General features: G+C 34.8%; 19 protein-coding genes and 1 tRNA gene. All 20 read left to right on the top strand.

Translation table 11 applies throughout. The annotated features are described in order from the left end of the window. The 20 genes from ACFEMA_RS09095 (at window position 1) to ACFEMA_RS09000 (ending at window position 24,799) form a co-directional block, all read left to right on the top strand. Window positions 1-3,189 (top strand): efflux RND transporter permease subunit, encoded by a 3,189-nt coding sequence (locus tag ACFEMA_RS09095; protein WP_411767830.1) that lies wholly within the window; start codon window positions 1-3, stop codon window positions 3,187-3,189. Continuing rightward, complete coding sequence (locus ACFEMA_RS09090) at window positions 3,176-4,507, top strand: TolC family protein (RefSeq protein WP_411767829.1); 1,332 nt, start codon at window positions 3,176-3,178, stop codon at window positions 4,505-4,507. Before ACFEMA_RS09095 ends, ACFEMA_RS09090 begins: the two co-directional genes overlap by 14 nt. 3 nt (window positions 4,508-4,510) lie before the next feature. Then, window positions 4,511-4,693 (top strand): CPXCG motif-containing cysteine-rich protein, encoded by a 183-nt coding sequence (locus tag ACFEMA_RS09085; protein WP_411767828.1) that lies wholly within the window; start codon window positions 4,511-4,513, stop codon window positions 4,691-4,693. Between the two features lie 131 nt (window positions 4,694-4,824). Continuing rightward, entirely contained in the window at window positions 4,825-5,667 is an 843-nt protein-coding gene (locus ACFEMA_RS09080) for a Two component regulator three Y domain protein (RefSeq protein ID WP_411767827.1), read from the top strand. 171 nt (window positions 5,668-5,838) lie between these two features. Further along, window positions 5,839-5,911 (top strand) — tRNA-Met (locus ACFEMA_RS09075). 54 nt (window positions 5,912-5,965) lie between these two features. After that, entirely contained in the window at window positions 5,966-7,309 is a 1,344-nt protein-coding gene (locus ACFEMA_RS09070) for a tyrosine-type recombinase/integrase (RefSeq protein ID WP_411767826.1), read from the top strand. Window positions 7,310-7,313: 4 nt separating this feature from the next. Beyond that, a complete protein-coding gene (locus ACFEMA_RS09065) occupies window positions 7,314-8,249 on the top strand; it encodes a hypothetical protein (RefSeq protein ID WP_411767825.1) in 936 nt (311 codons plus the stop codon). Window positions 8,250-8,458: 209 nt separating this feature from the next. Then, complete coding sequence (locus ACFEMA_RS09060; RefSeq protein ID WP_411767824.1) at window positions 8,459-8,605, top strand: plasmid mobilization protein; 147 nt, start codon at window positions 8,459-8,461, stop codon at window positions 8,603-8,605. A gap of 2 nt (window positions 8,606-8,607) precedes the next feature. Then, window positions 8,608-9,648, top strand: coding sequence for an AAA family ATPase (locus ACFEMA_RS09055; protein WP_411767823.1), 1,041 nt, complete (start codon window positions 8,608-8,610; stop codon window positions 9,646-9,648). Then, a complete protein-coding gene (locus tag ACFEMA_RS09050; RefSeq protein WP_411767822.1) occupies window positions 9,608-9,835 on the top strand; it encodes a hypothetical protein in 228 nt (75 codons plus the stop codon). Before ACFEMA_RS09055 ends, ACFEMA_RS09050 begins: the two co-directional genes overlap by 41 nt. A gap of 118 nt (window positions 9,836-9,953) precedes the next feature. After that, the gene (locus tag ACFEMA_RS09045) at window positions 9,954-10,904 is read left to right on the top strand and encodes a DUF6371 domain-containing protein (RefSeq protein WP_411767821.1); all 951 of its coding nucleotides are present in this window, start codon (window positions 9,954-9,956) and stop codon (window positions 10,902-10,904) included. Between the two features lie 132 nt (window positions 10,905-11,036). Next, a complete protein-coding gene (locus tag ACFEMA_RS09040; RefSeq protein ID WP_411767820.1) occupies window positions 11,037-11,354 on the top strand; it encodes a DUF6660 family protein in 318 nt (105 codons plus the stop codon). Between the two features lie 49 nt (window positions 11,355-11,403). Next, entirely contained in the window at window positions 11,404-13,590 is a 2,187-nt protein-coding gene (locus tag ACFEMA_RS09035; protein ID WP_411767819.1) for a TonB-dependent receptor, read from the top strand. 2 nt (window positions 13,591-13,592) lie between these two features. After that, a complete protein-coding gene (locus tag ACFEMA_RS09030) occupies window positions 13,593-14,006 on the top strand; it encodes a Fur family transcriptional regulator (RefSeq protein ID WP_411767818.1) in 414 nt (137 codons plus the stop codon). Between the two features lie 59 nt (window positions 14,007-14,065). Beyond that, window positions 14,066-16,027, top strand: a complete 1,962-nt coding sequence (locus tag ACFEMA_RS09025; RefSeq protein WP_411767817.1) for a heavy metal translocating P-type ATPase — start codon at window positions 14,066-14,068, stop codon at window positions 16,025-16,027. A 71-nt stretch (window positions 16,028-16,098) separates the two neighbouring features. After that, complete coding sequence (locus ACFEMA_RS09020; RefSeq protein ID WP_411767816.1) at window positions 16,099-16,512, top strand: HYC_CC_PP family protein; 414 nt, start codon at window positions 16,099-16,101, stop codon at window positions 16,510-16,512. A gap of 108 nt (window positions 16,513-16,620) precedes the next feature. Next, entirely contained in the window at window positions 16,621-20,343 is a 3,723-nt protein-coding gene (locus tag ACFEMA_RS09015) for an efflux RND transporter permease subunit (RefSeq protein WP_411767815.1), read from the top strand. Next, window positions 20,340-21,575 carry a TolC family protein gene (locus ACFEMA_RS09010; protein ID WP_411767814.1) on the top strand — a complete coding sequence of 412 codons (1,236 nt, stop codon included), beginning with the start codon at window positions 20,340-20,342 and terminating at the stop codon, window positions 21,573-21,575. The genes ACFEMA_RS09015 and ACFEMA_RS09010 overlap by 4 nt, the downstream gene beginning before the upstream one ends. Window positions 21,576-21,578: 3 nt before the next feature. After that, entirely contained in the window at window positions 21,579-22,301 is a 723-nt protein-coding gene (locus ACFEMA_RS09005) for an acetolactate decarboxylase (RefSeq protein ID WP_411767813.1), read from the top strand. Then, window positions 22,298-24,799 carry a heavy metal translocating P-type ATPase gene (locus tag ACFEMA_RS09000; RefSeq protein ID WP_411767812.1) on the top strand — a complete coding sequence of 834 codons (2,502 nt, stop codon included), beginning with the start codon at window positions 22,298-22,300 and terminating at the stop codon, window positions 24,797-24,799. Before ACFEMA_RS09005 ends, ACFEMA_RS09000 begins: the two co-directional genes overlap by 4 nt. Window positions 24,800-24,807: the final 8 nt, after the last annotated feature.

The following is a 24,807-nucleotide window of genomic DNA, read 5'->3' as shown; positions in this document are numbered from 1 at the left end:
ATGAGAAAAGTTTTAGCTTATTTTATTAAATATGAAGTTGCTGTTAATGTCGTTATACTTGCCTTTTTCATTTTCGGTATTTTGGGAGTATTACGTCTTCAATCTTCTTTTTTTCCGCTTCAAGAGGCCGAAATCATTTCCATAAATATAGCTTACCCTGGTGCTGCTCCACAAGAAATTGAAGAAGGTGTTGTTTTAAAGATTGAAGATAACCTTAAGGGTTTAATAGGTGTAGAGCGTGTCACCTCTACGTCTCGTGAAAATGGTGGAAGTATCTCCGTAGAGATTGAAAGTGACGAGGATATCAATGATATGCTCGCAGAAGTAAAAAATGCGGTAGATCGAGTGCCTAATTTCCCAACGGGTATGGAGCCTCTGGTAGTAGCCAAGCAAGAACGTGTTCGGCAAACTATAGATTTTGCTATAAGCGGACAGGATATTGAGCTAACGTCATTAAAGCAAATAGGAAGGCAAATAGAAAATGACCTCCGTGCTATGGAAGGGATTTCTCAAATAAGTGTTTCAGGATATCCCGACGAAGAAATAGAAATTGCGGTCAGGGAAAATGATTTGTTGGCTTATGGGCTGACATTTTCCGAAGTTGCCAATGCGGTATCACAAGCTAATATTTTAACCACTGGGGGGAATATTAAGACAGAAGCCGAAGACTATCTCATTAGGGCTAATAACCGATCTTACTATGGTGATGAGCTGAATAATCTTCCAGTTAGGACGCGAGAAGACGGAACTATTGTTAGACTGCAGGATGTTGCCTCAGTACGAGATCGCTTTTCAGAAACACCAAACGCTTCCTATTTTAATGGAAACGTTGCTGTTAATATAGAAATTACTAATACCAATAGTGAAGATCTTATCTCTACTGCAGACAAGGTTAATGAATACATTGAAGAGTTTAACCAAAAATATTCTGGTATAAAGATAGATGTCGTTAGTGACTCGTCTATACGGTTAAACCAACGAACGCAGCTTTTATTAGAAAATGGGGCAGTGGGTATCTTTCTAGTACTCCTCTTCCTGTCGTTATTCTTAAACACTAGGCTGGCGTTTTGGGTTGCATTTGGTTTGCCAGTAGCTTTTTTGGGGATGTTTGTTTTTGCGGCCTATTTTAATGTTACCATAAATGTATTGTCCTTGTTTGGTATGATTATCGTTATCGGGATTTTAGTTGATGACGGTATCGTTATTTCCGAGAACATATACCAGCATTATGAAAGTGGTAAGCCAAGGGTACAAGCAGCAATTGATGGCACTATGGAAGTGCTACCTGCTATACTTTCGGCAATAATTACAACGGTATTGGCTTTTTCAACCTTCTTGTTTTTAGAGGGGCGTATCGGGGATTTTTTCAGTGAAGTATCCGTAATCGTTATTCTAACCTTGGTGGTTTCCTTGGTTGAAGCCTTGATTATTTTACCCGCACATATTGCACATTCTAAAGCATTGGTAAAATTGTCTAAGGAAGAGAAGGAGAATAAAACAGGTATTTCTAGGTTGTTTTTAAAGCTTCGTAAGTTTAATGAGTATGGTGATCGATTTATGGTCTACTGTAGAGACAATATCTATAGTCCTGCCCTAAAATTTGCTTTAAATCAGCGTTTTATTACGTTTTCAATCTTGTTGGCCTTAATGGTTTTAACTATCGGAGCTAATCAAGGAGGTATTATTAGAACCTCTTTTTTTCCGAGTATTGCCAGTGATAGAGTAAGTATAGATTTGTTGATGCCAGAAGGTACAAACCCAGAGATTACAGACTCTATTATTACAATGGTCGAATCTGCTGCTTGGCGTGTTAATGAGACCTATACCAAAAAGCAAACAGGTGGTAAGCAAGTTGTTGAGAATATCATTAAGCGTGTTGGACCAGGAAATAATAAGGCAAGTATCAATGTTAATCTTTTGCCTGGTGAAGAGCGGGATTTTGGATCACCAGAAATTACCAACGCCATAAGAGAAGAGGTTGGAGAGGTTTATGGTGTAGAGCGTTTAACCTTTGGATCTGGAGGTAATTTTGGAGGAACACCAGTTTCAGTGTCCTTATTGGGAAATAATACCGAAGAACTTAAACTTGCTAAAACCGAATTACGAGCGATTCTCGAAGAGAATTCTTTACTTGCAGATGTTTCAGATACTGACCCAGAAGGGATAAAGGAAATCAATATAGAATTGAATGAAACAGCCTACGCTTTAGGGCTCAACCTTAGAGAAGTAATGAGTCAGGTGCGCTCAGGGTTTTTTGGATTGCAGGCACAGCGTTTTCAAAGAGGACAGGATGAAATACGTGTTTGGGTACGTTATGATAAAGCCAATCGATCTTCCATAAATGACCTTGATGAAATGCGTATTGTAACACCAAATGGTGAACGTGTGCCATTTGGTGAAATCGCTACCTATACTATTAAACGTGGTGATGAAAGTATTAGTCATCTTAATGGCCAACGAGAAATTCAAGTGAATGCTGATTTAAAGGATCCTAATGGGAGTGCAACCGAAATTTTATTGGATATTCAGAATAACGTCATGCCAGATATCCTTTCAAAATATCCGACAGTAAGCGTGTCTTATGAAGGACAGAATCGAGAAGCTGGCAAACTCACAAGGTCAGCAGTAACTATTGTGCCGATGGTTATATTTTTAATTTATGTGGTTATTGCCTTTACGTTTAGGAGCTATAGCCAACCCCTAATGTTGTTGTTTATGATTCCGTTTAGTTTTATCGCTGTAGCATGGGGACATTGGTTTCATGATTTTCCGATTAATATATTGTCCGCATTAGGAATTATAGCACTTATTGGTATTATGGTCAATGATGGCTTGGTACTTATAGGTAAATTTAATTTCTTTTTAAGATCAGGGATGAAATTTGATGATGCGCTTTTTGAAGCCGGAAGGGCGAGGTTTAGAGCTATATTTTTAACGTCTTTAACAACCATCGCTGGTATTGCACCGCTGTTATTAGAAAAGAGTAGGCAAGCACAGTTTTTAAAACCAATGGCTATTTCTATTGCTTACGGAATAGGTATCGCAACAGTATTGACTTTAATAATTTTACCATTATTATTATCTGCAACCAATAGTTTTAAGACGACAAGTATATGGTTGATTACTAACCAAAAGGTGAATAAGGAGGAAGTAGAACGTGCAATTAAAGAACAAAATGAGTCGCATTAATAAACTATTATATAGTGTTGTTTTTGTTTTGTGTTTACCGCTGAATGTGGTACTAGGGCAAGATATTTTAACACCAGAAGAGGCATTCCAGCTAGCATTGGAGAATAATTACGGTATAAAAATAGCCACTAATAATGTTGAAGTTGCAGAAAATAATACTAATGTACTTAATACTGGTTATTTGCCAACATTAACAGGAAATGCTGGTGGGAGTATAGATAGACAGAACACGGAAGGTCAGTTGGCAAATGGGGAAACTAGAGTTGCTGAAGGAGCTGAGACACGTCGTTATAATGCATCGCTAAATTTGAATTATACCTTGTTTGATGGTTTAGGACGTCATTACAATTATAAACAACTAAAAGAACAGTATCAGTTATCACAGTTAGAGGCTCGTGAAACCATAGAGAATACCATGTTAGAGCTATTTTCTATTTATTATACGGTTGCCCAATTATCTGAAAATGCAACGGTATTAGAAGAAACACTAACCATCTCAAAAGATCGGCTAACGCGGGCAGAATACCAATTTGAATATGGACAAGATACCAAACTAGCGGTTTTAAACGCCGAGGTTGATATCAATAATGACAGTATTAACCTTATAAACGCAGAACAGCAATTAAAAAACACAAAACGTGATCTTAATGTTGTTATTGGTAACACTATGGTATCTGGTTTTGAAGTAGATACTATTGTAACGTTTCCTTTATTATTAAACAAAGAAGAACTATTCCAAAAAACGTTGACGAATAACGTCACCTTAATGCAAATAGAACAGAACATTAAAATAAGCGACTTTACCATAAAGTCAAACAAATCAGGTTATTTACCTACGGTTGGACTACAGGGATCCTATGGATGGAACGAATCTAATAACAACAGTCCTTTGGCATTTACGTTACAAAATACAAGCACAGGATTTTCAGCCGGTGTAAATCTTACCTGGAATCTTTTTGACGGGGGTGCAACCATAACTCGTATAAAAAATGCCAAACTAGATTTAGAAAACCAAAAACTTCAAAAAGAACTGGTGCTAACAGAGGTGCAGCGTAACTTTAACAATGCTTGGGACGACTATCAGAATAAGCTGAAGATTTACCGTGTACAAGAAGACAATATAAAAACCTCCAAGAATAATTTTGAACGTACTCAAGAAAAATTCAAATTAGGTCAGGTGACGTCTATAGAATTCCGTCAGGCTCAATTAAACCTTATTAATGCAGAATTAAGCAGAAATCAGGCAAAATATGATGCAAAATTTGCGGAGATGACCTTGCTTCAAATTAGTGGAGAATTACTGAATGTAAACTTTTAAGAAATGAAAGAACATTTCTTTCAGTGTCCCTATTGTTGGGAAGAAATTTCAATGTTGATCGATACCTCACAGTTGAAGCAAAATTACATCGAAGATTGCGAGGTGTGTTGTAACCCCATTCAGCTAAAAATAACATTAGAAGCCCAAGAAATCATCAATTTTAGAGCAAAAAGCATTGAACAGTGATAATATTAAATATCTGTTTATCAGTGTTTTAATAATTTAGTTATGCATTTCATCGAATAAATTTGCTGTTTTGTCGAATAGCATCTATATTTGATTCAAATAATTGTGGTCCCTCCCCCAAATCCGCTAAAATGAAAACCTTAAAATTAACCTTATTATGTTTTACGCTATTTGCATTTACCTATGCAGACGTTTCCAAAACCGAAAAAGAAGCACTTGTAGCACTTTATAATGCTACTAATGGAGACTCCTGGAACAATACTTGGGATATCGACCAACCTATAACCGACTGGTATGGCATAACCCTTGAGAACGACAAAGTTGTAGCTGTCAATTTAAGCTTTAATAATCTTGAAGGAACTATTCCGGAAGAAATTGAAGGGTTACAATACTTAAAAGTTTTGAATTTATCCTTTAATAACATAGAAGGGAATCTTCCTGAAGGATTAATGACCTTATCTCAATTAGAAGAGCTAAAATTATTTAGTAATCATATGGGAGGTCAGTTACCAAACTCAATCGGTAATTTAGAAAACTTAAAGTCTTTAGAATTATACAATAACCATTTTATAGGTGCTATTCCTGTTGCAATAGGAAAACTAAAGAACCTAGAAAAGTTAATGTTAAGTAGTAACGAGTTGATTGGTACATTGCCAATTACTCTTACAAACCTTAGACAATTAAAAGTATTAAGTCTTTTTGACAATAAACTCTTTGGAAGTATCCCAAACAAAATTGGTGAGATGGCTCAGTTAGAAGAACTGATTTTATCTAACAACAGTTTTTACGGCGACTTACCTTCTGGATTAGCAAGATTAGATAAGCTGAACACATTATTGTTAACAAATAATGAGTTTAGAGGTAATTTTGCCAACGTGCAAAACCAGTTGCCAAATGTCACAAATTTTGATATTGATCAAGAAAACACACAAGGTGCTTTAGCAACATTAGACGTTGAAGAAGACGATAATTAATTGAGAATTAAGTTATAATTAGAGAGATGACCTTCAAAGTAAATTTGAAGGTTATTTTTTTGTCAGAACTTTGAGAATCTAAAAAAAGTCTTATCTTTGCATTCCTAAAATGATTGAGTCGGCATTATGAACCGAGAGTTAAAAGCTAAGAAAGTCATTATAGATTTAAATCGCGGGATAGAGCAGTAGGTAGCTCGTCGGGCTCATAACCCGAAGGTCACTGGTTCGAGTCCAGTTCCCGCTACTAAGGCTAAAGCCAGTAAAATCAACGGATTGTGTTCTCACAATCCGTTTTTTTATGTCAACTTTTTCCTTACTTTTGCTTGCCGTACACGATAGAGTACACGATGCCCCGATGAAATTGAACTATTCTGAACCTAAAATCTATACTGGTGGTGTGGCTGTTAACCAATGGTCTAAGCTATCTAAAAAAGAAAGAGATAAAGCACTTTCCAAGCCATGGTATGTCTATTATGCCTTTCGTCATCCTGAAACCCACAAGCTCGTTCGCCAACCGAATATAAAAGGTGGTGCCAATAACTTTTATACCAAAAAAGACCGTCTTGAAATTTTAAAGCCTTTAAAGGATACCCTTTTATTTATTCTCAAAAAAGGATTTAATCCATACCATCACAATGAAAATCTTAAAGAGGAAATAGATGAGCTTCTTGATTTGGGTGATTTTAAAACCCCAAAGAAAAGAAAGACCACTAAAAAAATTAAACCAGAACCAATAGAGGTTAAGACTAGTGTTAAAAAAGCATTTGATAAAGCCTTATCCATTAAAAAGATGATGCTCAAGGATAACTCTTACAAAAGGTATAAGAGTAGAATCAATCAATTTTATAGATGGTTAAAAGAGAACAATGTTAAAGAGCATTTAGATATATCTCAAATTACAAAAGCTGTTGTTATAGAGTATTTAAATGAGGTGTTGTCCAAGACAAGTGCAAGGAATAGGAACAACTCAAGAGGTGCTATTTCCAGTCTATTCCAAGTTATGGTTGATAATGAAATAATTGAAACCAATTTTATTGCTAGTATTAATGTCTTAAAGTCGAATCCAGAAAGGAATAAGACTTATAAACCTGAAATGCTCGATAAGATATTGAGCCGTATTGAGGACAGCGACCCAACCTTATTACTTCTGATACAATTCATTTCTTTTGGTTTTCTTCGTCCAATAGAAGTATGTAGGTTACAAGTTAAAGATATTGATTTAGATGACGCAAAAGTTTATGTGAGAGCCAAGAATAAACCAGTAAAGATTAAGATTCTTCCAGAGGTATTAATTAATTCATTGCCAGATCTAACCGATTATGACGATGAATCGTATTTAATTACACCATATGGTTTTGGTCAAGACTGGGAGACTTCTAATGATAATAAGAGAGATTATTTTTCGAAACAATTTAAGAAGGTAAAAGATGAATTTGGATTAGGAGTGGATTATGGCTTATACAGTTTTAGGCATACTTTCATTACAAAACTTTATCGATCATTACGAAAATCCAAGTCTGTATTTGAAGCTAAAAGTATGCTATTGGGGATAACTGGTCATACTACAATGGATGCCTTGGAGAAGTATCTAAGAGATATAGATGCTGAAATGCCCGATGACTTTTCAGAACACTTAAATTAATTATATGCAAGAAGACTATTTTGGAATTACAAGTTTAACAGAAATGCATTCATTTAGTAGTCCCAAGGACTTTGTTGATATGCTTATAGATAAAGGTGCTTATGTAAGGAAGAAGGTAATTAGCCTGAATGAAAATAAGGTTAAAGATTCTCTTGAGTCAAGTAGGGATATGAAAGAATCGATTTTCAAATTCATAGTAAGCACATACATCAATCTTATAGATTCCAAAATATATAATCGTGCCTGTCCATTAGAATCAAAGTGTTATGGTTTGACTTCTAAGAAGCAAAAACAAATTGCATTAAATGAATTTAATTCTATTTATAATGAATTGGAATTGGATTCAATTAACCTAACTAAGAAGACAAAATCAGAATCTGGTATCATGCGATATGGAGCAACCAGTAAATTAAAAATTATCAAATATGCATTAGAAGGCGAAAAGAGTAATATTTCAAACAATCAAGAACTGGTTTTTGAATATCTCACAGGTAATAAGGAGTATTTTGACTTTAACTTATTAAAGGAAGATCAAACCTTGTCGAGATTTTTAGATCGCTACAGTAAATTTCAGTTTTTAATACAATTAAACGATACTTACAAATTTGAACCTGATTGGTATTTTTCAACTGATGCCAAAATTAGAGAGGCACATAAAAAATATAGTGAAATAATTCCAAACGAAATTATATTCATACATACATATAGGAAAATATCTCAATTTAAAACGGATAAAATAGCTTCTACAAATAGTCTTTATTGTACACTCTTCAATTTGGGGTACCTAGATGACTCTTCTCATAAACTATTCAAGAAATTTATCTTAGCGGAATTTAATATTTCAATTTCTAAAATCCTAAACCCTGACAGTCATATTAACGACAGTCACCAGCAAAGAATCTCAAAATTTTCTAAAGAATTTGAAGACTTAGACGTCTAAAATTAGACAGTTTTTACTCATTGACCTATGACCCCGATATTTGACCTAATATCGGGGTTTTTGACTTGTATTGACCTGAGTTGTGACCTCTGTAAAGTCTTGTTAGGCAGATGTATTACGTAAATTTATACTTGAGGGTTGTTGTAACGGATGTACTAAAAACTACATCTAAAATTGACAACTATTTTTTAACCAAAACCAAATTTACCATGAGTAACCACAAAAAAACAAAATCAGTTACTGTAAGATTCACACAGTACGATTATGAAACTCTAAAAATTAGAGCAGAGGAAGACCGCACTTCCATTTCAGACTACATCAGACAGAATGTTAAACTAGAATTTATAATCCTGTAGAAATGAGTAGAGAAAAAGAATCAAAAATTAAAGAAATAATTGCCTCATCTGATGAGGCAATTTCCCAATCCAACTCACTTAACAATAAAGCAGGATGTTTTATTGTAAAACCTGCAAATACTTGGATTGATGAAGCTAAAAGAAGACCAATACCTAGAATGTTATTTGGTGAGTTCTGGTTTGAGGGTGAAGTCTGTATACTATTCGCAGACACAAACGTAGGTAAGTCAATTTTAGCAGTTCAAATTGCAGATAGTATAAGTAGTGGACGACCAATAGATGGATTTAAGCTTGAAGTAGATCCACTTAAAATTGCGTATTTGGATTTTGAATTATCCGATAAACAATTTGAAAAGCGATATTCCATTGATTATACCCATCATTATCAATTCCATGATAATTTTTTAAGGTCAGAGATTGATCCAGATTTAGAGCTTCCAAAAGAATTTAAGACCATAGAGGATTTTTTAAATCATTCGTTCTCAACCATCATAGAGAAGTCGGATGTAAAAGTCTTAATAATAGATAATATCACCTTTTTAAATAGTGATAATGAAAAGGCTAAAGATGCATCACTTATTATGAGTCATCTCAAAAAGTTAAAAACGACGTATGGAATTTCGATTTTAGTATTAGCTCATACACCAAAACGAAACCCATCAAATCCATTAACCGGTAATGATTTGGCTGGGAGCAGGATGCTGATGAATTTTTGTGATAGTGCGTTTGCTATTGGAGAAAGTGCCTCAGAACCTGATATTAGATACCTGAAGCAGATTAAGCAACGAAATACAGAGAAGATATATCATGATAATAATGTAGCGGTTTGTCGTATTGCTCAACCTTCTAATTTCTTGCTGTTTGAATATATAGGTATAGGATGTGAATCTGAGCATTTAAGGCGTATCGAGCAAAAAGATATGGAATCAAGGGATGCTCAAATTTTTGAGCTGAAAAAACAGAATATACCAAATACCAAAATAGCTGAACAACTTGGTATAAGTGAGGGTACTGTTAGGAACAGAATTAAAAAGAATAGTTAAGGAATTGTTGACTGCTGAAACTGTATATAAGGTGGCCGAAGCTCTCTCTCATAAAGAGAAGAGTCGCCTGTACGATATGTTGAAGCAAGATCAACAAGCTAAGTGCTTAAAAGGTGGTAAAAAGATAAGAGCTGAATACTCTGACATAGAAGCTTTAAGGCATTTGCGCGACACTCTTTTAAAATAACCCTTTTTAAAACGTCCCAATTCGTAAGATTCGTAACTCGTAAGATTCGTAACCATTACTGTTAATTACGAATTACGAATACCAATTAAATTAATAACCCCCAAATCAACAACCAACTATGCATTATAGATATTCATTAGATAAATCAAGTAAAAAATTCATTTGTCCTGCCTGTCTCAAAAAGAGATTTGTTAAATACGTGGACAACCAAACAAATCAATATTTAGAAGATAACTGTGGAAGATGTGATAGGGAAAGCAAGTGTGGATACCATCTAAGCCCTAAAGGGAACCAGCCAATAGCACAACTGCCAATTAACAACAAACCAATTTTACCTACATATCATGATACTAAACTTCTTAGTCTTTGTGGTAAGAAATATAATACACATAACAACTTTATCAGTTTTTTAAAAAAGCATTTTTGTGCAGTAGACATACAAGCAGCAATAGACCTGTATTTTATTGGGACGTCTAGCCATTGGGATGGTGCAAACATATTTTGGCAAGTTGATGAGTGTATGAATGTACATGCTGGGAAGATTATGTTGTACGATCCGTCAACAGGCAGTAGAGTTAAAAAGCCTTACTCTCATATTAATTGGGTACATACAGTTATGAAAAAAAAGAAATTTAAAATTTCTAAAAGACTGATAAACAGAGGTAAGACAAATTGTAATACAGAATTTAAAGATTGTAACACAATTGTAGGACATGATTGTGAGACATTTGTATTACAACAATGTTTGTTCGGACTTCATAATCTACATGACGATACTTATAAGACTATTGCCATTGTTGAGTCTGAAAAGACTGCTATAATTATGAGTATTTTTATGCCTCACCATCAATGGATGGCGACAGGGTCTAAAACTAATTTTAAAGAGAAGTTGCTCAAGCCATTAAAGGGTAGAAAGGTAATAGCCTTTCCCGATAAATCTGAATACCCTCATTGGGAAAAAGTGTCGAAAGCTCTTTCTTTAAAAGGTTATGAAATTTGTTGTGACCACTTATTGGAATTAAAGGGAATAGAAGATGGAAGTGATTTATGGGATTTTTTGGAATCTTAATGACTCCGTAAAGACATTAAAGTAATTATTTGTAATATTTTTCATAAACAGTTTCATTTATCCATTTAATGACTGTTTTAGAAGCAAACCTTTGCACAACCATTGCATCATTAAATTTATATATTTGTATTTGTGAAATTTACAACAGTCATATTATCTTTAATTATACTAATTCTTTCAGCAAAACCTTGTTCTGATGGTCAAAACTTAGAAGATGAGCATGAAGACAAAGTATCTATTAATCACAATCATCAAGAAGATAGTGACGACTCTTGTCCTGTCACCTGTATTTGCAATTGTTGCGGTATGTCAATTACTTATGAACCACTGGCAACTTTTAATTTAATTGATTTTTGTAAAATTTCTACAGCAGTAATATCTTCATATCAGTCTACATATAGATTTGATTTTCATTCCAATATTTGGCAACCGCCGCAAGTAATAAGCTAAAACAACACGATTTTAAATCAATTATTTAGTTAATTACAATTATAATTCAATGGACAAATACTTATTGAGCATTAAGCTCATACTAATACTTTGCCTGTCACTAAAGGCACAAACATCCGACATACAATTAAAGGTCGTCACAGAGGCTGAAAATGAGCCTTTAATGGGTGCTACAGTTTACTTTGAAGCCTTAGAAAAAGGTGCTGTAACCAATTTTGATGGTATTGCAGAATTTACAGCAATACCAGACGGTCAGCACCAAATAATTATTTCCTTTTTAGGATTTGAAACATTGCAAACCACAATTCAAATTCCAAGTAATATAGAATTAAAATTTAAACTAAAAGAAGCAGATAATCAATTAGATGCTGTGGTTCTGCAATCTACAAGAAGTACACGAACCGTCAGAAAAATACCTACACGTATCGAGTTTATAGGCGCAGAGGAATTAAGCGAAAAAGCAATAATGAACCCTACTAATATTTCTATGGTTCTTCGTGAAAGTACAGGGATACAGATGCAACAAACGTCTTTAAGTAGTGGTAGTACTAATATACGTATTCAAGGATTGGATGGTAGATACACCCAACTTTTAAGAGACGGGTTTCCATTATATGGAGGTTTCTCAAGTGGATTAAGTATTTTACAAATACCGCCTTTAGACTTACAACAGTTTGAGATTATTAAAGGAAGTTCATCAACGCTTTATGGAGGCGGTGCTATTGCAGGATTGATAAATATGGTCTCTAAAACACCAGACGAAGAACCTGCATTAGATATTATGCTTACACAGACCCAAGCGTTAGGAAGTACAGCTAATATATTTTATAGTAAACGAAACGAAAAATTTGGTTTTTCGCTTTACGGTTCTGGGCACTATCAAAAAGCATACGACCCAGAAGATGACGGATTTAGTAACCTTCCTAAAACAACATCCTTTTCATTTAACCCTAAATTGTTTTATTATCCATCAGAGAAAACTACGATTTGGTTTGGATTAAATGGGACTTATGATGATAGGATTGGTGGTGATATAACTAAAATCGAAAGTGGTGAAGATGGCATTCATCAATATACAGAGGAAAACAACTCAAAACGATTAAGCAGTCAATTGGTATATCAAACACAATTAGATTCTGTTAGTTCATTAGAATTTAAAAACAGTGTCTCTTTTTTCGATAGGAATTTAATTGTTCCAGATTACAATTTTGATGGTCAGCAAGTAAACACTTTTACTGAATTTACATATAACAAAGTATCAGAAAATACGGATTGGATAATTGGAGCTAATCTATATACCTCAAATTTTGATGAAAATGATAAGGCACTATCACAGCGAGACCAAAAAGATGTAACCCTTGGAGCATTTGTAAACAATATCTATGATATATCCGAAAATTGGATTTTAGAAATAGGATTAAGAGCAGATTACAATTCTGACTTCGGTTTCTTTCCACTTCCAAGAATTTCATTACTCTATAAAAACAATAGTGGATTTTCAAGTAGAATTGGTGGAGGTTTAGGATATAAGATTCCTGATATTTTTACAGAAGAAGCTGAGTATATTAACTTTGAAAATGTTCTCGCAATAGATAAATCAACAGTAGATGCAGAACGTTCTTATGGTGTTAATTTCGATTTGAACTATCAAACTCGTTTATCAAATGAGATTGGTTTTTCTGTAAATCAATTATTCTATGTGACTGCAATAAATAAAGGAATACTCTTAAATTCAACAGATAACGGATTATTCCAATTTGAAAATGCAACCGATGAAATTTTCAGTAGAGGAGCAGAAACCAATATAAAGTATACGTATAAGGATTTTAGATGGTTCTTAAATTATGCCTACATCGATACAAAGCTAAACTATTTGCCTGGTAACCCTCAAAAACCATTGACCGCAAGACATAATGCGGGTAGTGTTTTAATGTACGAATCTGATAAATGGCGCATAGGGTATGAAACGTTTTACACAGGAAAACAGTTTTTATCCAATGGAACGAAAACAACAGACTTTGTAACTATGGGTTTATTGGTAATGCGTAACTTTAAATTAGGAAGTGTATTTGTCAATTTTGAGAACTTTACAGATAGAAGACAAAGTAGATTTTCCCCTTTGGTATTACCACCTCATGAAAATCCTGTTTTTCCAGAGATTTATGCACCTACAGATGGTTTTATTTTTAGTGTAGGACTTATTATTAAACCTTTTGGAAACGAAGACCACGATTAATTATGGAGACGATAGAAGAATTATTAGAGTCAAAAGATATTCGCATAACAGCAATGCGTTTGCTTATATATAAATTTCTTGCTGAAAAACAAGTAGCAGTAACATTGAGCGATATTGAAAATGCTTTTGAAAAAGCAGATAGAACTACTTTATACAGAACTGTTAAGACTTTTGAGGAAAATGATATAGTACACCAAATTGATGATGGTACAGGGATAACCAAATATGCGCTGTGCGAACAAGGTTGCAATTGTGATATTAAAACCGATTTACACTTACATTTTCATTGTAATAATTGCAATAAAACTGTTTGTTTAACCGACTACAAAATACCTCAAATAAAAGTACCTAATGGTTTTGTTTCGGAAAATGTAAACTTGGTTGTGAAAGGTATATGCGATAAGTGTAGTACCTAAAAATGCACTTCCATTGCACTCCATTTTGGAGCATATTTGATTTTATTAACAAACAGTAAATGAAAAAAAAGAAAGTTAATTTAAGAGATTTAAAACCAGATTCAGAGACCCAACATAGTCACTATGATGGTCATAATCATAGCAATCCTAAAAGTGGTTCAAATTTAAAAACCTACTTGCCAGCTATTTTTAGTTTTGTAATGTTAATAGTAGGTATTGCTGTAGATTATTTTGAAGCATTTCCTCATTTTTCTGGCTGGATTCGTGTTCTTTGGTACATAGTAGCCTATATTCCTGTTGGTTTTCCTGTGGTAAAAGAAGGTTGGGAAAGCATTAAAAAAGGTGATTTTTTTACAGAGTTCTTTTTAATGTCCATTGCCACAATTGGTGCATTTATCATTAGTGAATACCCAGAAGGTGTTGCAGTAATGTTGTTCTACGCTGTAGGTGAATTATTTCAAAATGCAGCAGTCAACAGAGCAAAAGGAAATATAAAAGCATTATTAGATGTTAGACCAAAAGAAGCCAATGTATTTCGTGATGATGATTATAAAAATGTTTCGCCAGAAGATGTAAACATTGGAGAGAAAATTCAAATTCGTGTTGGTGAAAAGATTCCATTGGATGGAGTTTTATTATCTGAAAAAGCATCATTAAATACCGCAGCTTTAACAGGCGAGAGTAAACCCGATTCCATACAGAAAGAAGCAAAAGTTTACGCAGGTAGTATTAATTTAGAGAGCGTTATTGAAGTTGAAGTAACCAATAAATTTGAAGATAGTTCTATAGCAAGAATATTAGACTTGGTTCAAAATGCAACAGCACGTAAATCTAAAACGGAGTTGTTTATCAGACAGTTCGCTCGTGTCTATACACCAATAGTGGTGTTTTTAGCGATAGGTGTAACATTCATTCCTTACTTTTTTGTAGATGATTATATGTTTAGAGACTGGTTGTACAGAGCCTTGATTTTCTTGGTAATATCTTGTCCTTGTGCATTGGTAATTTCTATTCCATTGGGTTATTTCGGTGGATTGGGAGCAGCTTCAAAAAATGGAATATTGTTTAAAGGTGCTTCATTTTTAGATGCAATGACCAAGATAAATACATTGGTGATGGATAAAACAGGAACGGTTACCAAAGGTGTTTTTAAAATCAAGGATATTAAGACTATAGGATTGGAAGAATTTGAATTTATGAAATACCTAATGGCTATGGAAGAACAATCCACGCATCCAATAGCAAAAGCCATTATGGAATATAAAGAAAATGGAGAAGACTATGAAGCACATGACGTTTCTGAAATTGCAGGTAAAGGCTTAAAAGGCATTGTAAATGGTAAAATAGTATTAGTAGGAAATAAAGCATTAATGATTGCTAATAATATTGATGTACCAACTGAAACAGAAAGTATTGTAGAATCTATTGTATTAGTTGCAATAGATAACAAGTTTGCTGGTTATGTGGTCATTGCAGATGAATTAAAAGATGATGCCAAAGAAACAATTGTCAATTTACAAAAAGTAGGAATCAAAAATATTATGATGCTTTCTGGTGACAAAGATTCTATTACTCAACAAGTCGCAAAAGAATTGAATATTAAAAATGCTAAAGGTGGGTTATTACCAGAAGATAAATTAAATGAAGTTGAAATTTTAAAGAAAAATCCTGAAAACAAAGTGGCTTTTATTGGTGATGGTATTAATGACGCACCTGTTTTAGCAGCAAGTAACGTTGGTATTGCAATGGGTGGTTTAGGTAGTGATGTCGCAATAGAAACAGCAGATGTCATCATTCAAACAGACCAACCTTCAAAAGTAGTGAGAGCCATTAAAATAAGTCGTTCCACACGAAAAATCGTTTGGCAGAATATCATTTTAGCTTTTGGAGTTAAAGTCATTGTATTGATTTTAGGAGCAGGTGGATTAGCAACAATGTGGGAAGCTGTATTTGCAGATGTTGGAGTGGCTTTATTAGCCATTTTGAATGCCGTTCGATTGCAGAGAATGAGTTGGAGATAAAATGATTAATCAATTAATCTTCTGTTAAACAAAACTAACATTTGTTAAAATTTCGTAACTTCGCTATTAATATGAAGCAGTTTTTCCATAAAATAATGTCTTTGTCAATGGCTTTTGTAGTGTTATTTTCTACAATGTCTTTTACTGTTAATATGCATTATTGTGGAGGTACTTTAGTAGAAACAGCTATATTCCAGAAAGCTAAAGGTTGTGGAATGGAAATGGAAAAGCAGTCTACCAAAGGTTGCTCAATTACCAAAAAAAGTTGTTGTGCTGATGAGCAATTAGCAATTGAAGGTCAGGACGAACTACAACTACAAGTGGACAAAATTACCTTTGATCAACAGCTATTTATTACATCATTTGTATACACCTATATTAACCTTTTTGAAGATTCAGATAAAAATATATCTTCTTACCAAGACTATAAACCGCCACTCGTTATAAGGCGTATCTACAAAATTGACGAGACCTATTTAATTTGATTTTTAAACAATAGACTTTTTTATCCTATGGCTAATTGTCGTAAGGATAATTTGCTGTTTTCGGTGTTTTCCTAACACCAATGTCTAATTGTTTAATTATCAAAGCTAATGCTAAATAAAAGCATCAAATTTTTAATAGAAAATAAGCTCGTCGCCGTTCTGCTACTTGTCCTTTTTGTCGGTTGGGGAACAGTCAACGCACCTTTTAATTGGGATACAGGTTTCTTACCAAGTAATCCAGTTGCTGTAGATGCCATACCAGATATTGGCGAAAACCAACAAATCGTTTTCACCAAATGGGATGGTCGCTCACCGCAAGATATAGAAGACCAAATCACCTATCCGCTTACAACGTCGCTACTCGGTATTCCTGGAGTAAAAACCATTCGTAGTTCCTCTATGTTTGGCTTTTCGAGCATCTATATCATTTTTGAAGAGGACATCGAATTTTACTGGAGTAGAAGTCGCATTCTCGAAAAACTCAATTCCTTACCAAGTGGATTATTACCCGAAGGTATTAATCCTGCTTTGGGTCCAGATGCTACAGGATTAGGACAAATCTTTTGGTACACTTTAGAAGGGCGTGACGAAAACGGAAACGTAACTGGTGGATGGGATTTACATGAATTACGAAGTATTCAAGATTATTATGTAAAATATGCCTTGTCGTCAGCGAGTGGCGTCTCGGAAGTGGCTTCAATTGGTGGTTATGTTCAGGAATACCAAGTGGATGTCAATCCAGAATTGATGCGTCAGTACAGCATTGGTTTAGACAAAGTTGTAAAAGCGATAAAGGAAAGTAACAAGGATATTGGAGCACAGACTTTAGAAATTAATCAAGCCGAATACTTGGTCCGTGGTTTGGGTTATGTAAAATCCATTTCAGACATCGAAAATGCAGTAGTCACTTCCGAAGACTATACAGCAATAAAAATAAAAGACATTGGAAAAGTCTCTTTAGGTCCTGCGACACGACGTGGTATTTTGGATAAAGAAGGAGCGGAAGTTGTTGGTGCAGTTGTGGTGGCACGTTATGGTGCAAACCCAATGGAAGTCATCAATAACGTAAAGGATAAAATCAACGAATTAAGTGCAGGATTGCCTTCAAAAGTGTTAGCAGATGGCAGAACATCACAAGTCACCATAGTCCCTTTTTATGACAGAACAGAATTGATTCAAGAAACATTAGGCACACTCAACGAAGCATTGACATTAGAAATTCTCATTACCATTCTGGTCATCATCATTATGGTGTTTAATCTTCGAGCTTCCATACTAATTTCTGGACTATTACCAGTTGCTGTTTTAATGGTGTTTATAGCCATGAAACTCTTTGGTGTCGATGCTAATATTGTCGCCTTATCAGGTATTGCTATTGCTATTGGTACCATGGTCGATGTGGGTGTTATACTATCAGAAAACATCATTCGGCATTTAGACGAGGAAAGTGAAAAGCGAAAAGCGAAAAGTGAAAAGTTACCAATTAATCAGGTGGTGTACAACGCCACAGCCGAAGTTTCTGGTGCAATAGTAACGGCAGTTATGACTACCATTATTAGTTTTATTCCTGTATTTACGATGATTGGAGCAGAAGGAAAGCTATTTAGACCCTTAGCATTTACAAAGACTTTTGCACTAACAGCGTCCATTATTGTAGCGTTATTTTTAATTCCACCGTTTGCTGCATTTTTATTCGGAAAGAAAAGCATTAAGACCAATTTCAAATATGTTATAAATGGCTTTTTAATAGTATTGGGAATAACTGCAATAGTCTATGGGTATTTGTTAGGATTGGTATTGATAGCTTTCGGAATTACAGCACTTTTTAATATTCAAAATAAGATAACAGATAAGCAGGCTAACCTTATTAATATTATTATTTCGGCATCAGCAATCATATTCTTGTTAGCCGAATATTGGAGACCATTAGGTGTAGATAAAAGCATTTTCTGGAATCTCATTTTTGTAAGTATTATTTGCTTTGGCTTATTAGGTGTTTTCTCTTTATTCATCAAATACTACACACGTATTTTAAGGTGGTGTTTAGATAATAAATTATTCTTTTTGTCAGTCCCAACAACGCTTTTAATAGCTGGGTTTTTCATCATGAAGAATACAGGAAAAGAGTTTATGCCATCCTTAAATGAAGGTTCCTTTTTACTCATGCCAACCTCTATGCCCCATTCTGGTGTGGAAGAAAACAAACGTGTTTTACAGCAATTGGATATGGCTGTAGCCAGTATTCCAGAAATTGAAACCGTAGTTGGTAAAGCAGGTAGAACAGAATCAGCGTTAGACCCAGCACCTTTATCAATGTATGAAAATGTCATTCAGTACAAGCCAGAATATATGCTAAATGACAACGGTGAGCGCCAACGCTATAAAGTGAATGATGATGGTGAATATGTATTAAAAAACGGAATGTCATTGCGAGCGGAACAACGTGAAGCGTGGCAATCTCTTAATGCAAAAGAACAGCTCATTCCAGACGATGATGGCGAGTTCTACCGTAATTGGCGACCAGAAATACAATCACCAGACGATATTTGGAATGAAATTGTAAGAGTTACCAAATTACCAGGCGTAACCTCTGCACCAAAACTACAACCCATTGAAACACGATTGGTGATGCTACAGACAGGAATGCGTGCACCAATGGGAATCAAAGTGAAAGGTCAAGATTTAAAGCAAATTGAGGCATTTGGAATGCAATTAGAAAACATTATCAAGGAAGCTGAAGGCGTGAAGAAAGAAGCTGTTTTTGCAGACCGTATTGTTGGTAAGCCTTATCTGCTCATTGATATTGATAGAGAGAAAATAGCACGTTACGGAGTAACTATAGAAGAGGTTCAAAATGTATTGAAAGTCGCAGTTGGTGGAATGGTGTTAACCCAAACGGTTGAAGGCAGAGAACGTTATGGAGTTCGTGTTCGCTATCCAAGAGAATTACGTGCAAATCCCACAGACTTACAACAGATTTATGTACCTGTTGGTAACGGAAGCCCTGTGCCTTTGAGTGAATTGGCAACTATTAGATATGAACAAGGTCCACAAGTCATTAAAAGTGAAGACACCTTTTTAGTTGGCTATGTGTTGTTCGATAAATTAGATGGTTTTGCAGAAGTCAGTGTTGTTGAAAACGCCCAAGCATTAATACAAGAAAAGATAGCTTCTGGAGAATTAGCTGTTCCTAAAGGAATCAACTATGCATTTACAGGAACATACGAAAATCAGTTACGAGCAGAAAAAACCTTATCGGTTGTTGTGCCATTGGCCTTAGCCATCATTTTTCTGATCCTGTATTTTCAGTTCCGTTCCGTAAGCACATCATTAATGGTATTTACGGGAATTGCAGTTGCCTTTGCAGGGGGCTTTATAATGATATGGCTTTACGGTCAAGGATGGTTTTTAAACTTCAATTTCTTTGGTGAAAATCTGCGCGACTTATTCCAAATGCACCCAATAAATTTGAGTGTTGCTGTATGGGTTGGTTTTATTGCACTCTTTGGGATTGCAACCGATGATGGTGTGGTAATGGCAACTTATTTAACCCAAACATTCGATAGAAATACACCAGATAATAAAAAGGAAATTAGAGCATCAGTTGTTGAAGCAGGCGAAAAGCGTATCAGACCCTGTTTAATGACTACGGCTACCACCATATTAGCATTATTGCCAATACTAACATCCACAGGACGAGGAAGTGATATAATGATACCAATGGCAATCCCAAGTTTTGGCGGAATGCTTATTGCTCTAATAACCTTATTTGTCGTACCAGTATTATATAGCTGGAAAGCAGAAGTTCAACTAAAAAGAACAACAAAATGAAACACATAAAATCACACACACAAACAGTCTTTGTTCTTTGTTCTTTATTCTTTGTTCTCAAAGGTAATGCACAGCAATTAGAAACATTAATCAATGAGGCTTTAGAAAACAATCCAGAGATTCAAAAATTTGAATTGCAATATGAGAGAGCTGCTGAAAAAGTGAACGAAGTCAATACCATACCAAATACAGAATTTGGAGTTGGTTATTTTGTTAGTGAACCAGAAACACGCACAGGTGCACAGCGCTTAAAAGTATCGGCAAAACAAATGTTGCCTTGGTTCGGAACCATAACATCGAGAGAAAATTACGTGAGTTCTTTGGCAGATGCTAAATACGAAGACATCGTTATCGCAAAGCGAAAGTTAATGGCTTCGGTTTCACAATCGTATTACATTTTATACGCAAACAAAGCCAAGCAAGCAGTGTTAGTAGAAAACATCAAATTACTAACTACCTATGAGACATTAGCTCTAACATCTGTCGAAGTAGGTAAAGCCTCAGCAGTAGATGTATTGCGTTTACAAATGCGTCAAAACGAAATACAACAATTAAAAGACGTATTGCAACAACAATTTTTAGCAGAACAAACCAAATTCAATAACCTCTTGAACAGAGGAAATGATGTTACGGTCAATGTGGTAGATAGTTTAATGATACCTTCAGAAGACTTTGAAATTACTACTGAAAATTTGGCACTACATCCTGAATTGCTGAAATATGATAAAATCTATCAATCTATAGAGCAATCAGAATTACTAAACCAAAAAGAAAGTAATCCCATGATTGGTTTTGGTTTAGACTACATCAATGTTACTGAAAGACCAAATATGGATTTTAGTGACAACGGAAAGGATATTGTTATGCCAATGGTTTCAGTATCTATCCCAATATTCAATACCAAATATAAATCTCAAAGCAAACAAAATGAGTTGCAACAACAGGAAATTACTGCCCAAAAACAAGAGCGTTTAAATTCTTTGGAAACACTTTTAGACAAGGCGATTAACGAACGTATATCGGCAAGAATAAGCTATGTTACACAAACCAAAAACCTAAAGCAAGCGAAAGATGCAGAAGACATTTTAATAAAAAGCTATGAAACAGTAACGATTGATTTTAATGATGTTTTAGACATTCAAGAACTGCAACTAAAGTTTCAAATGAACCAAATAGAATCAGTAATGACCTATTATGTGCAGACCTCAATAATTAACTATTTAACCAATTAGACGATGAATAAATCAACATATATAACTCTATTTATATTTTCGGCAATCGCCTTTACGTCTTGTCGAGATAAAGGCGAAAAAAATACTTCGGTAGTAGTAAAACATTCGGGTGCTTTAAGAACTATAATGTCTGGTAACATTCAACACGTTATTAGTTTAGATACACTTTCAGAAAAGCATCTATATGCCCTTGGTGCTGTTGATAATCTCAAAGGTGAAATACAAATATTTGATAGTAAACCGAGTAACAGCTTTGTGGTTGATAGTCGTTTGCAGATTAAAGACTCTTATAGTTTAAAAGCGCCATTATTAGTGTATGCTCAAGTCGAAGAATGGGATTCTTTTCAAGTTGAAAATAGTAAAACAAAAAGTGATTTAGAAGAACAGATTTTTGAAATAGCTACAAATAGTGGAATCAACACAGAAAAACCATTTCCTTTCTTATTAGAAGGAACAGTAGCTTCTTTAGATTGGCACGTTATAAATTGGAAAGATGGTGATACTATCCACAACCATAAAAAGCATAAGGAATCTGGTTTAAATGGAACTTTAGCTAATAAAAAAGTTCAAATTATAGGTTTCTATTCCACAAAGCATAAAGCAGTTTTCACTCATCATACTACTAATATGCATATGCATTTTAAAACAGATGATAATGTTATTGCGGGTCATATTGATGATTTGTTATTAAATCAAACAATAACTTTAAAGTTACCAAAACAATGAAACATACATATCACATACACGGAATGACTTGCAACGGTTGTCGCAGCCACGTTGAAGAAACGCTCTCTAAAGTAGAAGGAGTTTCAAAAGCAACAGTTGATTTGGAAAAGGCAGAAGTTACAATCGAAATGGAATCACATATTCCCATAGAAACATTTCAAGAAGCCTTAAAAAAGGATGGTGACAGATACAATATTCATAAACAAGGAGAACACCATAAGCATTCAGAAGATAAAAAGAAAGAGCAACCCAAAGGTAAAGGCACAGGGACATTTTATTGTCCTATGCATTGCGAAGGCGATAAAACCTATGACAAACTAGGCGATTGCCCTGTTTGCGGAATGGATTTGGTCGAAGAGCAAAATCTATCAGCAACTTCAAAAGAGCAATGGACGTGTCCGATGCATCCAGAAATTGTGAAAGACGAAGCAGGTTCGTGTCCAATTTGTGGGATGGATTTAGTACCAATGGAAGCAGATAGTTCAGCAGAAGAAAAAACGTATAAAAAACTATTAAGGAAGTTTTGGATTGCCACAGCATTCACCTTACCAATTTTCTTAATAGCAATGAGTGAAATGCTTAATAACAATCCATTGTATGATATAATGGAACAGAAAAATTGGAATTGGATTCAATTTGCATTATCCATTCCTGTCCTGTTTTATGCTACTTGGATGTTCTTTGAACGTGCTTACAAAAGCATCAAAACGTGGAATCTCAATATGTTTACACTTATAGGCATTGGTGCAGGTGTAGCGTGGTTGTTTAGCGTGATTGGGATGCTATTTCCAGATGCATTTCCTGATCAATTTAAAACTGAATCAGGTGCGGTACACGTCTATTTTGAAGCTGCAACGGTAATTCTAACGTTAGTGCTTTTAGGTCAATTGTTAGAAGCTCGTGCTCATAGTAAAACCAATTCGGCAGTAAAAGAACTGTTGAAATTAGCACCCAATAAAGCTATAAAAATTGTAGATGGCGAGGAAGTTGAAGTCAGTATTGACGAGATAGAACTCAACGATATTCTAAAAGTAAAACCAGGTGATAAAATTCCTGTAGATGGTGTCATTACGGAAGGTAACACCAGTATTGATGAATCGATGATTACAGGTGAGCCTATTCCAGTAAACAAAGCTGTAGATGATAAAGTAAGTAGCGGTACCATCAATGGGAATCAATCCTTTTTAATGAAAGCCGAAAAGGTTGGAAGTGACACTTTATTATCACAGATTATTCATATGGTGAATGATGCCAGTAGAAGTCGTGCACCTATTCAAAATTTAGCCGATAAAGTTTCGGGTTATTTTGTGCCAGTCGTAGTAATCATTTCGGTCATCACATTTATAGTATGGTCTATTTGGGGACCAGAACCTGCTTATGTCTATGCATTAGTTAATGCTATTGCCGTTTTAATTATAGCGTGTCCCTGTGCTTTAGGGTTAGCAACGCCAATGTCTGTAATGGTTGGTGTGGGTAAAGGTGCTCAAAATGGTGTGTTGATAAAAAATGCCGAAGCTCTTGAAAAAATGGATAAGGTAGATACATTGATAGTTGACAAAACAGGAACAATTACTGAAGGAAAACCAACAGTTGAATCCATAGGTACTTTTAATGATGGTTTAAGCGAAAAAGAGGTGTTACAATACATCGTATCATTAAATACGAATAGTGAGCACCCTTTGGCAGAAGCTACCGTTAAGTATGGAAAAGAGCAGAATGCAGAAATATTAAAGTCAGAAGATTTTAGTGCTGTTACTGGAAAAGGTGTTGAAGCAAAAATTGATGGCAAAAAAGTAGCATTGGGTAATCCTAAAATGATGGAATATGCCAAAGCAAAAATTACCTCTACAATGAAAGAGGAAGCAAAAACCTATCAAAAACAAGGTAAAACAGTGTCTTATTTAGCAATAGATGAAAACGTTGTTGGCTATGTGGTTATTGGAGATAAGATAAAAGAAACCAGTGCCAAAGCTATTAAAGCACTTCAAGAAAAAGGCATTGATGTGATAATGCTTACAGGAGATAATCATGATACCGCACAAGCAGTCGCATCAGAATTGAATCTGGCAGATTTTAAAGCCAGTATGCTACCAGAGGACAAACTCAAAGAAGTAGAAAAATTACAAGAAAATGGAAAAGTAGTTGCTATGGCAGGTGATGGTATTAATGATGCACCAGCATTGGCTAAAAGCGATGTTGGGATTGCTATGGGAACAGGGACAGATGTAGCCATTGAAAGTGCAATGATAACCTTAGTAAAAGGCGATTTAAACGGCATTGTAAAAGCAAGAAATTTAAGCGATTCAGTAATGAAAAACATTAAGCAAAATCTGTTTTTTGCACTTATCTATAACACTTTAGGTGTGCCTATTGCAGCAGGTGTTTTGTTTCCATTCTTCGGAATATTACTCTCACCAATGATAGCAGCTTTAGCTATGAGTTTTAGTTCTGTTTCTGTTATTGGAAATGCACTACGATTAAGAACAACTAACGTATAACTATAAAT

Source organism: Winogradskyella sp. A3E31 (genome assembly GCF_046720935.1).
Classification (GTDB): Bacteria; Bacteroidota; Bacteroidia; order Flavobacteriales; family Flavobacteriaceae; genus Winogradskyella.
Note: the sequence above shows the minus strand (reverse complement) of the source record. Positions and strands in the feature narration are given on the sequence as shown.

Coding starts and splice junctions, on each gene's coding strand:
- ACFEMA_RS09060 (WP_411767824.1), top strand. CDS start 8,459: ATGAGTAACCACAAAAAAACAAAATCAGTTACTGTAAGATTCACACAG.
- ACFEMA_RS09020 (WP_411767816.1), top strand. CDS start 16,099: ATGAAGCAGTTTTTCCATAAAATAATGTCTTTGTCAATGGCTTTTGTA.
- ACFEMA_RS09070 (WP_411767826.1), top strand. CDS start 5,966: ATGTCAACTTTTTCCTTACTTTTGCTTGCCGTACACGATAGAGTACAC.
- ACFEMA_RS09005 (WP_411767813.1), top strand. CDS start 21,579: ATGAATAAATCAACATATATAACTCTATTTATATTTTCGGCAATCGCC.
- ACFEMA_RS09090 (WP_411767829.1), top strand. CDS start 3,176: ATGAGTCGCATTAATAAACTATTATATAGTGTTGTTTTTGTTTTGTGT.
- ACFEMA_RS09085 (WP_411767828.1), top strand. CDS start 4,511: ATGAAAGAACATTTCTTTCAGTGTCCCTATTGTTGGGAAGAAATTTCA.
- ACFEMA_RS09015 (WP_411767815.1), top strand. CDS start 16,621: ATGCTAAATAAAAGCATCAAATTTTTAATAGAAAATAAGCTCGTCGCC.
- ACFEMA_RS09080 (WP_411767827.1), top strand. CDS start 4,825: ATGAAAACCTTAAAATTAACCTTATTATGTTTTACGCTATTTGCATTT.
- ACFEMA_RS09030 (WP_411767818.1), top strand. CDS start 13,593: ATGGAGACGATAGAAGAATTATTAGAGTCAAAAGATATTCGCATAACA.
- ACFEMA_RS09010 (WP_411767814.1), top strand. CDS start 20,340: ATGAAACACATAAAATCACACACACAAACAGTCTTTGTTCTTTGTTCT.
- ACFEMA_RS09045 (WP_411767821.1), top strand. CDS start 9,954: ATGCATTATAGATATTCATTAGATAAATCAAGTAAAAAATTCATTTGT.
- ACFEMA_RS09095 (WP_411767830.1), top strand. CDS start 1: ATGAGAAAAGTTTTAGCTTATTTTATTAAATATGAAGTTGCTGTTAAT.
- ACFEMA_RS09055 (WP_411767823.1), top strand. CDS start 8,608: ATGAGTAGAGAAAAAGAATCAAAAATTAAAGAAATAATTGCCTCATCT.
- ACFEMA_RS09025 (WP_411767817.1), top strand. CDS start 14,066: ATGAAAAAAAAGAAAGTTAATTTAAGAGATTTAAAACCAGATTCAGAG.
- ACFEMA_RS09035 (WP_411767819.1), top strand. CDS start 11,404: ATGGACAAATACTTATTGAGCATTAAGCTCATACTAATACTTTGCCTG.
- ACFEMA_RS09000 (WP_411767812.1), top strand. CDS start 22,298: ATGAAACATACATATCACATACACGGAATGACTTGCAACGGTTGTCGC.
- ACFEMA_RS09065 (WP_411767825.1), top strand. CDS start 7,314: ATGCAAGAAGACTATTTTGGAATTACAAGTTTAACAGAAATGCATTCA.